This is a genomic window from Paenibacillus glacialis (assembly GCF_001637205.1).
GTDB lineage: Bacteria > Bacillota > Bacilli > Paenibacillales > Paenibacillaceae > Paenibacillus_AQ > Paenibacillus_AQ glacialis.
This window is the reverse complement of record NZ_LVJH01000003.1, coordinates 363220-376915: the sequence shown is the minus strand read 5'-3', so window position 1 is coordinate 376915 and position 13696 is coordinate 363220. Positions and strand designations below refer to the sequence as shown.

Annotated in this window: 11 protein-coding genes; all 11 read right to left on the bottom strand. The window is 41.7% G+C overall.

Features of this window, described 5'->3' with window-relative positions; translation table 11 throughout:
- Window positions 1–452 precede the first annotated feature (452 nt).
- The 11 genes from PGLA_RS04530 to PGLA_RS04480 all read right to left on the bottom strand — a co-directional run bounded on the left by PGLA_RS04530 (window position 453) and on the right by PGLA_RS04480 (window position 13576).
- On the bottom strand, window positions 453–962 hold the full coding sequence (locus tag PGLA_RS04530) for a DUF6630 family protein (RefSeq protein ID WP_068529327.1): 510 nt from the start codon (window positions 960–962) through the stop codon (window positions 453–455).
- Between the two features lie 13 nt (window positions 963–975).
- Window positions 976–1755, bottom strand: a complete 780-nt coding sequence (locus PGLA_RS04525) for an Imm49 family immunity protein (RefSeq protein ID WP_068529323.1) — start codon at window positions 1753–1755, stop codon at window positions 976–978.
- Window positions 1756–1848: 93 nt separating this feature from the next.
- Window positions 1849–4776 carry a contractile injection system protein, VgrG/Pvc8 family gene (locus tag PGLA_RS04520; protein ID WP_068529321.1) on the bottom strand — a complete coding sequence of 976 codons (2928 nt, stop codon included), beginning with the start codon at window positions 4774–4776 and terminating at the stop codon, window positions 1849–1851.
- Between the two features lie 36 nt (window positions 4777–4812).
- Window positions 4813–5286: a DUF4280 domain-containing protein gene (locus PGLA_RS04515; RefSeq protein WP_068529318.1), complete on the bottom strand. Its 474-nt coding sequence runs from the start codon at window positions 5284–5286 to the stop codon at window positions 4813–4815.
- Between the two features lie 110 nt (window positions 5287–5396).
- Window positions 5397–5936, bottom strand: coding sequence for a serine protease (locus PGLA_RS04510; RefSeq protein WP_245699704.1), 540 nt, complete (start codon window positions 5934–5936; stop codon window positions 5397–5399).
- A 2-nt stretch (window positions 5937–5938) separates the two neighbouring features.
- On the bottom strand, window positions 5939–7183 hold the full coding sequence (locus tag PGLA_RS04505; RefSeq protein WP_068529313.1) for a pentapeptide repeat-containing protein: 1245 nt from the start codon (window positions 7181–7183) through the stop codon (window positions 5939–5941).
- Between the two features lie 25 nt (window positions 7184–7208).
- Window positions 7209–8633 (bottom strand): contractile injection system protein, VgrG/Pvc8 family, encoded by a 1425-nt coding sequence (locus PGLA_RS04500; RefSeq protein WP_068529310.1) that lies wholly within the window; start codon window positions 8631–8633, stop codon window positions 7209–7211.
- Window positions 8630–9094 (bottom strand): hypothetical protein, encoded by a 465-nt coding sequence (locus PGLA_RS04495; RefSeq protein ID WP_161487840.1) that lies wholly within the window; start codon window positions 9092–9094, stop codon window positions 8630–8632. Before PGLA_RS04495 ends, PGLA_RS04500 begins: the two co-directional genes overlap by 4 nt.
- Before the next feature lie 710 nt (window positions 9095–9804).
- The gene (locus PGLA_RS04490; protein ID WP_068529304.1) at window positions 9805–10548 is read right to left on the bottom strand and encodes a DUF4261 domain-containing protein; all 744 of its coding nucleotides are present in this window, start codon (window positions 10546–10548) and stop codon (window positions 9805–9807) included.
- 25 nt (window positions 10549–10573) lie between these two features.
- Entirely contained in the window at window positions 10574–11044 is a 471-nt protein-coding gene (locus PGLA_RS04485) for an Imm30 family immunity protein (protein WP_068529301.1), read from the bottom strand.
- A gap of 15 nt (window positions 11045–11059) precedes the next feature.
- Window positions 11060–13576 (bottom strand): hypothetical protein, encoded by a 2517-nt coding sequence (locus PGLA_RS04480; protein ID WP_145939471.1) that lies wholly within the window; start codon window positions 13574–13576, stop codon window positions 11060–11062.
- Window positions 13577–13696: the final 120 nt, after the last annotated feature.

The window sequence follows — 13696 nt, the reverse complement described above, 5'->3', positions numbered from 1 at the left end:
GCCGTTGCACCCCACCCTACGGCATTCTTTTTATCTAACTTCCACATTTCCCTAGCTACTTCTTTTAATATACGTATTTGAATGACCCGTATTAAGAGCCCAGTGAAAATTATCCAACCCAAAATCAGGATCAATACCGTTCTTCTTCAATATATTTCTAGCATACTTTACACGAGCTTGAGTCATTTTGTTTCGATTTTTAAATTCTCCCTTAACTACAACGTTATATGCGTGAGGATTTTTCATTCCCGTGACAAAAGAAGAAAGACGAACATTTATAACTGAGTTCAAGAAACCACTGGTTTCAATGATGACCATCCAGGTCAGAAAACGGATATAGGAGCTTTTAATGATCTTACTAGTCCTACTTAAATATCAAAGGTGTTACTATAGGATTATTATGTAAAAACAAACCCCAATCGAGCTGCAAGATGCTCGTTGGGGTTTTGAAGTTATATAAATATGTCTGAAATCCTTTTCCCTGCTTCAATGGCTAGTCGTTTTAAACCTTCGATTTCTTTATCTGCTACTGTTATTAATACATAGGAGTCACTATCAACATCTAAATATGCTAATGTTATACAGCGTTCTTTTAGTTTTTGCGAAACCTCATTCAAGACTTGTTCAGTTAACAACTCTTCATACTGTACCTCATCTAACCATTTCCAATCTAAAGGAGGGAAATTATTTCTTTCAAGTAAGTAATCTATTATTTCACAAATATCCTGACTGGCTTCTTTCCAATCTATTTCATATGCCAATCCATTTTCAATTAATTCATCAACTAGTGCTATCCAAGGTAACTCTTCTGAATGCTCATCTATATTTCTCTCATTAAGTTGTTCGCTATGTTCTTCAAAATACCTATTTGGGTTATCTATGGCTAATCTAACAACCTGAATAATTACATCAGAATCTATTGACAGTTTTGTGCTGAGTTGCAAAAGAGCTAGGGTACTCATCTCGTCACACCTTCTACTCTACAAAATCAACAAGAGGGTAATTTATTTCCTGTTGTTCCAACAATATCATGGGTACCAACGAATCATCAATATCAATAGCTATATCATTACGAATAGCTAATTTTGCTAACCCTAATATTGGTATACTCAATAATTCTTGTGGAGTGTTACCGTAATCATCTTCCAACTTTTTATGACACTCTATCATGTACTTTAATCCTTCGTTCACTTGAATTTTATCATTTTCAATTATTCCACTTAGTACTTTCGCATAACCATTATAAAGTTTCATACTTTTTTTACCTTCAAGTTTCTTTAGTACTGCTACATACTCAGCAGCATGTTCTATCTCACCAAGAAGTATATATTTCATAGCATACCCAACAGATTTGTGTAGTTCATGGTCTTCATTCTCTTCTTTAATTCTTCCACCAAATAATGTTGTTAAAGAATTAATCAATTCTTCATTTCCACTAATTAATGCCATTAGTAACCTTGTATGTTTATCGGTAGTTACATAATCACTAGATATATCATTTTCTTTACTATCGTATCTTTGATAAAGCACTTCTTGCATTTTTCCAGCCAAGTAAAAACTTTGTTTAGATTTTGAAACATTTCCGTTCAGAACTATTTCTCCAATAGCTATGTCTTGGAATCCATCAGCAAGTAGCTCATAGTAGAATCCTGCATTCTTTGGTAATCCATTATCCCTATATCTCTGTATACGTTCATTTGTATCTTCTATTGTTTCATCAAAGATCTCGGGGAAATGTTGAAGATATTTTGCCATGTTAATCCTCCTATTTAGTAAAATTAATATAATGATAATACAGTAACATAGACCAGATATTCACATATTATACAGCGAAATAGATAATAAATATTATGGATAGGTACCTAGCCTTTTCCACTTATTTATGCCTTTGGAATTCATTCTATTGAGAGTTTTTGTTACCTTATTACCATCCTCAATAAATCTCTGTACTATTTTTGCAGCCTTTCTTACCTCTGGATCAGGAGATTTAATCATTTTCTTTAAATTCCCTTCAATCCATTTGTTACTCATTTGTTTGCCCATTTTTGTTTTTCCAAGTTTTGAACTTCCAAACTTTGATTCATTGATTATTATATCAGCAACTTTTCCATCTTTTGAATACTTAACATATAATCCATCAAAACCATTATTACTTCCTACTTTTGAAGGTAGCTTTTTACGACCTGCTCTTTTCATTACTATGTCGGCTAAGTCTTCTCCAACTTGGCCCTTTTCTGCGTTTGTTTTAGCCTGTTTAGCTCTATCCTTTATGTCCGTGTATGGTTTTTTCTTTGGTGGTGCGGAAGAAGCCTTACTCGTTTTCTTATTAGCTTCCTCACTAGCCTTCTTCCGCTTCTCACTGTCTTGGCGCTTCCATTCCTCTTTCGTGGTAGATCTTTCACCCGGCTTTGGCTTGTATCCTTTGTTCTCCTCTAATCCAGAGTTTTTCTTCTTCGACTTAGATGTATCTGTATCTTTCTTGGTCTTATCCGTATCCTTCTTCGACTTATCCTTCTTCCCAGATCCGCCGCCTGAGGAACCGCCTCCACCGTCTGTAATACCAGAAGAATTGTTTTTTCCTCCGCTGCGCTTGGAACCATTCATAATGGATATCATGGTGAGTGCAGCACGCATCTTATCTCCGCCTAATTTCTCGACAAGGTCTCCGACGAATTCATACCGCATTCCCTCTTGCATCGCTTGTTCCATTACTAGACTCTTACCGTACTGTGTCGCCACATGGCCTGATGTCGACAAGACTGATGCCATTTTAGGACTCTTCATCGCTAGGGATTGCATCACGTTCTTCAGCTTCATCACTTGCTCGCCGAGACCGAGGTTGTTTGCCATCTTCCTCGCATTGGTAAACACTTTCCCCAGACCTCCGCTGGCGAACCCAGATGCCATATCTGCGGTTTTACGCAATGCTTGGACCGCATCTACGGCTCGTGTTGTTGCCTGCACCAACTTCTTACCTGCATTAACTTTACTAATCCCTTTGCCTACGACCTTCGCTGCCGTTGCACCCCACCCTACGAATGGAATTGCCGCTGCCGCAGATAGGGCTGCGTTCGCGTAGTCTCCACGTGCTAGGTATATTCCCGCATTCGCTAAATCCGCTACTTCTCCGATACCTGGAATCAGCCCTGCCACATCGAGCACTACTTGCGTGATGTCTAGGGCTTTCTCCCAGAAGCTTTTCTTTTTCTTCGGTGGTTCCGGTTCAGGTTCAGGTTCGACAACCTCCACTTCAGATACAAATGGGGCTTCGGGTTCAGGTTCCATATCTTCGACATACACGGCACATTTCGTTTGTCCTGTGAGTCTGACTTCCGTCGCCTGGATGTCACTTATTCCATCGATGACGATACTGCTCTCGCCGCAGAGTAGGTATACGCCTTTCTGTGCTTCTATCGTTAATGCCTTCTCCGTCGTTAGCTCTATATCCTGCTTACCTGTCATCGAAATTCCGCTATCACTTTGGATCAGGACGCCGTTCCCATCCTCTAATGAGATGAATAGACTTCCTTCTGTGGCCTTCAAGGTCAGATCGGAGGCGCCGAACTTCATTTCCTTCCCGAAGTTCGTTCCCCAATACTTCGTATTCGGATCTTCCATCTTCGGGGATGGTGGAGCTCCTCCTCCGCCTCGACGAACGGAGCTCTGCGCGATGCCCTCTTCTTCTCGCCCGCTTGGAAAATACACCTGTACGGAGTCTCCCTCTTGCGGCATGCAGTGAAATCCACTGCCATCTTTCGATGCATAGACCGAGGAATACGGTATCCAGCTTGCTTCACTTTTCACTTGTGTGGCATCGTTATTCAGATGTACACGTACCGTGTCTTTCTTCACCTCGATGATTTTGCCTTCCAGTGAAGCACCTGCTAGAGGTGTGTTGATCATTTCATTTTGCCGAATGCCAGCTTCTGGACTGAGGGTATAGCGATGGAGTAGTTCACCATCTCTCAATTGGCTTGTCGCTGCAGCTACCGTAAGTTCATGCTTCTGAAATGTTACGTTATCCCCTAGATTGAACCACATGCTACTCTCTACCGTATACTGGGTGAAATCCACTTCACTTATTCCTGTAGCTCCACTTCCGAGCGCTTCCTCTAATGCTCCCAAGTTGCGACGAATTGTATACGGTAAATGGTTCGGCAGGGTGTGTAACTTGCCTTCGGGTAGTCCCACCCATAACTTCGGCGCACTCGCTGCTAACTCTGGCATCAGGACTGCACCGAATCGTGAGGCTACCCGCTTGATAAATTGCCAATCCGTCTCTTTATATTGCAAGGTAAAACTTCCTAATGGGTGTTCTCCTGTCGCGTTATCGATTACATCCGAACCTGTATAAGCACGGAGTACCTCCTGCACGAGCTCACTACATTTCATCTCCTGATTCTGAAATGAACGTATCCGTGGCTTGACGTCCAGTAACGCGGTATATGAAATGGCCTCTAATTCGAGTTGGTAAATCCCTCGTACGGTTTGTATCGCGAAGGTCTCTACCATGCCTTGGAACAAAACACGTACACGCTTCCCTTTGTCATCGATTTCCTCGATCAAGATCGTCTCTTCGTTGGCCGCTTGTTCTATGTAGTGATCTTTCGCTGAATCCGGTATGATGGCTTTCAATTGTAACCGCGCGTGTTCACCCACCCTTCGCTCCAGATCCAATACTTGAATCTGTTGCACCCGATAAGGCGATACGAGACGAATGTTCCCATATCCCGCTGCATATACTTTACTTTTCTTGGCTTGGATTTCAGTTCCCATACTCTCCTCCTCCCTAGCATTTGCAACCTATCTTGCTCAATATTCCATCATGGATTGGTTGGAAGAACCACTGCTTCCTAGCGAGGTCCCTCCAAGCTCCTGTCCATCATCTTCAATACGAATGCTGCCACTAAACACACAAGAATTGGTGCAACTACTCAACAAGGCCGGTTCTCCTTCTACAAGGACATCGCTTTTCCCGCCAACCCATGCTGAAAGAATCTGGGGTACACAGGGTGCTTTTTGCAATCCTTCAGTATCGAACTGCCCGTTCTGAACGGCCGGATTAAGTCGAGAAAAGCAATTCCCAAACGGCATAATATGAACACCAGGCACATAGTCCGCGATACTGAGTTGTGCTTTGTCCTTCAAGTGCACGCCATGACACATGGGTATCTTCAATCGATTCAATTGCGTTCCGAAGCTACAGCTCAGTATCGCTCCTGCAACAACATAACTTTTCTGTTCTCCCCCTGCGCCATCATTCACAATGATTGGTCCAGCTTGCATACTTTATGTCCCCCTTCGATTCTGGGTATGATTCATGAACAAAAAACGGCCATTATTGCGCGTCATTCGCTGCTGCCGTTTCTCTCGTGGTGTCATCTATGGATGTGCCATTAATGGCTCGTGTCTTGTTTCACTCTAGTCAGCTTGATTCCCGTGAAATCTCTTCGTAATAAGCTCTCCGCCACGGCTAAATGAATCACAATTTCCGTTTCTCTTATGCCATCGATTTGAAATAGCATCTGTTCCCCCACCTTATTGCTGTCCAAGACCAGCTCTTTTAAGGAACCATCGGGATGGAATTGACTTTGCCCAGACAAGCAAGCATTCCGCGGAGGCACCATCAGCCAATAGGTATCGTGTCTCATCCGTCCGATATCCAACAGACCTACAGGCTCATATGGCATGCGTGGACAATACATTTCAATAAGACGTTTCAGTCCGTCCGATAATAGTGGAAAGGGACGCTCCAAATAATCAGGATATGTAGGTTGTCCAACACCACGGATCGGAAATTGCAATTCAAGTTCACGTAATTCATGTGAACGGCTAGATGTTAACATCTCCGTCTTGACGACGTTACTCAGCCCTGCTGGCTCAGCAGGATCAGAGATCCGCGGATCCAATGACAGATGAAAATAATCCATAAGCATGGCTATACCTCCTGACGAGCAGGGAAAATTTGTAGCATCTTCCGCTCTGATTCTGACCATTTATCAGCATCTTGTTCATCAATCATTGCGCCATTCATAAGTGCTCCTGTGAAATCGGTATCCGATAGGTCTGCTCCTCTGAAATCAGCCTGCTCGACATTAGCCAACGAGAAGTTAGCCCCAGTTAAGATTGCTCCACTATAATTAGCACCACGTAAATACGATTGACTGAATTGAGCATGTGAGAGATTAGCCTGACTGAAATCCACTTCTTCAAACCCAGGCATTTCCCACAACTGTGGATCTGCTTGCCCCCGCATTCTCTGCACACCTTCGAATGTAGCCTGGCGTAAATCACAGCCCTTAAAGCTGGTACCATGAATACAACTATATGCAAAGCTAGCTTCCGTAAGGTGGCAATGTTCAAATCGTACGCCTACCAACAGACTCTTGGTCCAACGGCTACGTTCGAGATTACTTTCTTCGAACCGAGAATACCGGAAGTCCATACCTTCATACACCTCATCAGCCAAATCGAGATGGCTATAGACTCCATACCCATAAGCAGTATCTTTTCGCTCGTTAAGCCATGCTTTCACCTGTTTATTCTCTTGAGGACGACGATCCATTTTGTAGACCACTTCACTCATGTCTAGGTACTCACCAACACGAACCTCAAATACTTCTTCTTTGTCCAACAACATAAATTCTTGAGATTGAGCGGCATAGGGCATCGCATAACGAATTAGAGCAACCACATACGAATGAACATACTCAGCCTCTCGTAGTAGCTCTTGTTCCACATCCATCGAGGTAATCTGACCTCCATAGCTGTGAATCTGCGTCTTCATCTCAGCTACCCAACCATCCAGATGAGCAAAAGCCCACGTTGCGTCATAGTAACTACGATGGACCGTGTTATCCATGAACCACTTCTCATCCGTCGCTTCGGCAAGATAACGAGCTCTTCCCTCCATCAGATCCGTTCGTAGCATCGCGTAGGTTAGATATCCAATCTTCCCCTTCTCCCCAATCGACTGTTGTTCCAATAACGCCTTGCACCATGAGCGAATGGACACCACGAACATATCCTTAAGCACCTCACGTTGCTGGATATAATCTCGCTCAAGCTCAGCTAACAGGACAAGTCTTTTTGTCTTGATTTCCTGTTCCCGAAATTGAACCCTCGCCATGTCCTTCATTTGTGCTTTCCCGTTCGTAAGTTCTCCTATGGATTTCTCACTCACGAATACCCCTCCTGACTTATGATCCTTAATTCGTCTTCAGCTCGAGGCCGGATATATCTGTATTCCCATCTAACACGATGGTACTTTCTTTACATGTGAGGCTAATTTTATCCTTGGCGGAGATCACGATGTTCTCCTCAGCATTCATCATAATGTCTTGCTTGGCCACTAACCTGATCATCTGAGTACTACTAATTTCAATCCCGCCGCCTTCGCTAAGCCGGATGAAGATTTCGCCATCCTTACCCGTAATAACAATCTCCTCTGGCGTCATCTTGAGTTCCTTACCAGCAGCCGTACGGAAATATTTGTGGTCCGGGTTACTAAGTTTGTTCGACGCTCCTTCATCTGAGTTCTTACGAACGGAGCTTGATGCAACGCCTTCTTCTTCTTTGTTTCCTGGAAAATAGACCCTCACATGGTCCCCAACTTCTGGCATACAGTACCAACCACTATTTCCTTCTGCGGTGTACACGGATGAATAAGGGAAGCAGTGAGCCTCTGCTTTATTCTGGGAAGGATCAATGTTGAGGTGAACTTTAACCGTATCTCGCTGGATTTCGATAACTTCCCCTTGAATGGAAGCTCCAATAATCGGATCGTTATATAGGGGATTGGCACGCAAGCCTTTTCGTGTACAGAGGGTATATTGATGCTTTAACTGACTGCCTTTCATCTCCGTGCTGGCTTCGCACACGTACAAGAGCCTACCTTTAAATGTAATTGCATTACCTAGATCTAAGACAAGGCCACTTTCTACCTCGTAGTAGATGTAGTCGTTCTCCTCTACGCTAGCTCCCGTATTCTCCGTCGTGTCACGAAATGGCTCCAACCTTTTGACCACACGATAATGGAAATCATCTAGCTTTCCTTTGGGATTCGCATCGTGCAGACCGAAATAAAATTTAGGACGCTCAAACACCGAAGCTGACATAAGAATGGTCCGCAAGCGTGAAGCCATTCGCTTCAGAAACTGCCAATCTGTCTCCATATATTGCATCGTAAATCGGCCAATTGTGGCACCATTCGTCGCCTCATCCATAATATCGATGCCTGAATAATCCGAGGCGATCATATTTAGTAGCTCTGGATACGTCATATTCTTGTTCTGAAAAGACCGACTTTTCTTCTTAACATCCAATTCGTACGTATGCGATACACAGTCCACTTCGAGATAATAAATTCCACGAATCGCTTGTACCGCAATATTACGAACGATGCCACAGAACAACGGCGTACTCTTTCCGTCTTCATCCAATTGGCTTATTTCAACCGTTGTACCCGCATCGCACATGAGGACGTAACTATCCTTCAACTCCTCCGATACGATACCTTTGAAATGTAAATAAGCATGCTCGTTCAATTTCTTCGAGATCGTTAGCTCTTGTAGATTGACCAGTTCAAACGGGGATACTTTGAGGTTGTGGTAGGCTAGTGCAGCTTTATTCATACGTGGTCGCCTCCTTGAATCTTGGTTGAAGCCATCATCTGATGGGCTGCTGGTTTCCAATCTTCCATCTCGACATCCAAACAATTAAAGGTACATAACACAGCGCGATCATCTAACGAAACAAAGAACATCAGATTATACACGTTCAAAGTGATCGTAGGAGATAGAAACTCGCAATACCCAATAGGTATTGAATGCTCTTTCACACCGTCTCCATACCACTTCTGTAACTTCTGTGTTTTACGTAGGATCTTCGCCATCTCAATCGTGAAATCCTCAATCTCCGTTTCATCTACTGCTGTATTGGTATAGGTAAAAGCCATATTTACAGTTCCTTCAACATTCGTGAAAATATGATCAGGACGCCGTCCTGAAGGATATTTCAGGTTAGCCATCTCCGGTGACATTAGCTTAAATAATTGGGGCATAACACTCAGTTTGTCTTCATCATCTAGAGTCATAACTACGGTAACGGATTGTCCTTACTATCGCTGTTGTCCTCAGATTTCTTGATCGTATAGCGACAAAGAGGTAGAATCCAAGGATAAAGGGGAAACGCTAATGCTTCTCTATGACAATTCCGTCCTCTTCGCTACCATCTGCATAATCCATTGTTCCGAGCAAAATACTAATCGTGCCTCATATCCATTTTCTTTCTTAATTAGTTTTCCTCATGCAAAAAAAAAAGACTTACTCCTACTCATATTTTGAGTGGAATAAGCCTTGGTTTATTGATTTATAATCTATATTTTAATTCAATTAAAAAGAGAGAATCAGGTGTAGGAACAATCGACTACCAGAAGGCACCCTGTATAAGTTACAAAAGGTAGCCCGAGTGAACCGATTTATTATTCCTGATAGCGAAGACTAATCTAAGAAATAACGTACCCGAGATAAGTTTTCCATTGTTGTAGAGACATCTGCATTAAGTGAAATCGAGTTCCCAGAGTACTATCGAACGAAGGGTCTGTTTGTCGAGCAAATGGAAACATGGCGTGAGCGTATATACTCCAAAAAATCACCTAATACGGTACCTTGGTTTAAGTGATACCTCGGTCAAGAAATGACTTGCACGACGATTGATTAATTCCCAATCTGTTTCTTCATATAGAATATTCGGCTAGCCAATTATCCCCGAAGAATAGTAATTATCTAGGTATAATTAGTTATTTTACCTTTTGGGATGGTGATGACGTATCATATTCCATACTCCATATAGATTAAAATATGGATCATCTTCCTCAAACATTGTACACTTCTCTTGTTCTATTAAATAAATTGGGGAACTTGGATCTAGACTAAAAGTTTCTCCATCGTTGATCTTTGTTTTTTCATCAAGGTTATATAAACAAAACACCTTAAAAAGGGTAGCAACTTCCCTTGCTGTTATGTTTTCTGCTGAAGTGATCACATCACGTAGTCCAAAACATTGCATACCCGTAGTATAAAAAGTGCTACCTTCTTGTGACATCTGAATAAACGCAGAAAATATCTTCGAAATATCTTTACTCTTACTGATTTCCAACCAATCTTCTTTTGAGCGCGATCTTCCAGATGATTCAACATTTACTGCAATACCACCGACATTAAGAACAGCAGAAGCAACATCCATAATATTTAATATCTTATCGAAAGATCCCCCTTCTCCTATAAGGTAAATAATACTGCTATGTGTTTTCAGCCTCTCTATATCATCTTTATTAATCAATCCATAACCACTAATTTCAATAGCTTCTGCAATATAAGGATTATGTTCACTTATATCTACTTCATAAAGATGGTCTGGCTTATCTAAATTTCCAATATGATTTCCCATATACAGATAGCCGTTACCCTTTCTAGCCATTGCCTCTTTAAAATCCTCTCTATTCGTCCAAATTCCAGGTATACCCAAAATGATTTTTGGAGACGCCATAATGATATCACCTAATTTCTCATTATTAATTAATTTGTTTAAAAATGAAATTTATCTTGTCGAGATATTGGACTGGCTGTTTAATACTTATTTCCTTTAATATATTCATCACTTCTTCTTTTTTTGAAGGTACTACCTTTTTTAGAACACTAATATATGGGTTAATTAAGTCCTCTGAATTAAGAATACTTTTAAAAATCCTTTTCAAACAATTCTTTGCTTGTGGCTTCATATATGCTATTGCTTGAGTTAATTCATATAACCCCTCTTCAAGCCCATTACGTTCAGCAATATGAAAAATGGTTTCAATTAAATCACCTACAATAGCAGGTTCATCTATATCATCATGAAAAATATCACACAGAGCAATAATCGAATTATTATCTGCATTTTGTGCTATTTCATTTAAAACATCTTCTATTAACTCTATATTATAATCTTCGTTATCTAGAAAGCGCATTTTCTTTAAAGTAGCAATCTGATCTTCTATGGACATGCTATTCCTCCCAAGTTACGGCTTTTTAAAAATATTTACGTTATTTTTTTGATAATTTTCATAGTATTTAATATATTCCTTCAACTTTTCTTTAGTTTCTTTATTGTACAATCCATCTTCTTTTAAGATTCTTCTTAAGTCATTCATATCAAAAGCTAGCGCATCTCGTGAATTCAAAGACATATACAAATTGTAATCTTCAGGACGATTTTTTGAACCCATACCATTCGTAAATGTTCGTCTATGTCTTCCACCTACCCCTGGGAACGGATGTTCTAGATTTATAGCATAGCTCTCATCCATATCTATATCATAATTTTCTTTCATATATTTATTGGATGGCATATGATGGCCTGTGATATTGTCCCCTTTCACTTCTGGAAGTTCTCCAAACTTTCCATGATTCAATTCATTTGGTAACAGCTCATCACTTGTTTGTGGGACATTTTGTCTTTTCTTATTTACAAATTCTTTATATCTCTCATTAAGTCTATCCTTAAGTTTATCATAATCAGTTTTAGGTTTACCCTTCCCATCAGCATTCTTCGACATCCGCTCAGCCAATTCCTTCTTGCCTTGCTCCATCTCATCCCAGAATTTCTGTTGTTGGCGTGGATCGGAGCTCTTCCATACATTACTATTTGGCAAATCGACATTTGGCCCCAAGTGAACGGGCATTGGTCCAGCCAGTTTGTTCCCTGCTTGTTTAATCGACGCTGCAACATCATCAAGCAATTCTCGGGCTTCCTTCATATATTTCTGACCCATCTTATTTCCTAATTTAGATAGATCATCTACTTTCTTACTAAATTGTTGCCCTACAGCGCCTATTCCCTTTTGTATCCATGGAGCTACGCTACTGATTTTCTTTACTACTGCTCCACCGATTCCTTTAACGATTCTTGAATCAAGTATTCCTGCGGTTAACGCTCCTATGGCAACATCGTTCATGAGGGTTTCTAGACTGAATCCTTCTCCCATCATCGTCTGCCTTATGACACTCTCAAAGCCATTCACTACTGCTCCGAAGGTCATTTTCCCACCAATGACTGCTCCTGCTCCGAATGGACCGAATATAGCTCCAGATATTGCTCCTATGGTCGACTCTCGCAAGGCCGCCCATCCATAGGCACCGAAGTCACTTACTTCCCCTCGGGCAATATCGGACGCGGCCTGACTGACGACGGCCGCTGTCCCTGCTATCGCTGCCCCTGCTGCTACGGCTCCTATAACCACTGCTCCTGCACCCAGTGTCGCTACGACAACAACGGCAACAACTACAACTGCCGCAACTACTGCAAGTGCTCCAAGTACATTTCCGACAAGCTTTCCCCAACTAAACGGTGGTTTCGGTTCTGGTGGCGGTGGCGTCCCTATCTGTGGTGCATCATCGTAGACTGGATAGCTTGTTCTATCCGACCCATCAGCAATGACCTGATTCCCTAGAATATGGTACTCATTCTCAATCGCTATCCCGCTGGTCTGTCCAGTTTTTACAATCATAATCTGGCTTTCCGCTTGGATCACTACTCGCTTTTCGCTCTGTATAATGATTTCACTATCCGCTTGTAATAACAGTTTCTTGTGGCTTGTTAATGTAATACCATTATCGTCTTCTAGGGTTAGCTTTAAAGGTTCCTTCGAGCCACTTACAATATCTATTCCGGTCGGGGATAATTTAGCCTCACTCCCATGCTCTGTACCGAAATACCTAATATTAGGATCGCCCGATTTCTCACACTCTCCACCATTCTTTCGTATACACCCCGTTATGATAGCCCCTTTCCCATCGGCATCTGGCAAATACAATGTTGCGCTCGTTCCGATTTGAGGCATACAGTACATGGCATTCCCCGTGGGTGGAGCAAATGTGAACCAGTGAGCCTTCTCCTTGGGTTGTTCCTTATCTATCGTTAGATGTAGCTTGACCTGCTCTCCTTTAACGTCAAGTACTTCACCCTCAAGTGACACGCCAGAAAGTCTATCATTATGTATAAGTCTTCGTTGTATCCCTTTTTTTCGAGACAAGCGGTAACTGTATGCCAGCTGTATCTCCTCTAACCGTATCGTCTTCTGGCTAACGACCAGTTCTTTATCTCTGAATTCCACGATGTCACCGATCTGATAATGCTGATCACTCGTCATATCATAATAAAAGAAATCCGTATTATGCAGTCCTGACTCTCCGCCACCCGCTTGATGATAAGCGACTAAATCTTTTCCTGCTGTATAAGAAATATCCTCTGAAATCTGTAGTTGTCTACCAGGAGGTGTGCCAAAATATAGTTTCGGCGTGGCATACTGTAAATCGGATGTAACGAATTGTTGAAAATGACTTGCAAGCCGATTGATTAATTCCCAATCAGTCTCTTCGTATTGAATAATCGGCTCTCCTATAGAAAGCCCTTCTCCGATGTTACACGAAATATCTGCTCCGGGATGTTCTTTCATGATGTTCTTGAGCAAGGCATCATAGGTCATCGAGATATCCTGGAAGGATCGTTTTCTTTTTCCTCCTTTGATTTTGCTCACATAAAAAAAGCTTATTCCTACTCATAGTTCAAGTAGAATAAGCCTTCTATGTTTATAAGTGATGGTTTGTTGGTAGTATTATCGTTCTATTGTTATGAAGTGAATCCTAAATTATATTCA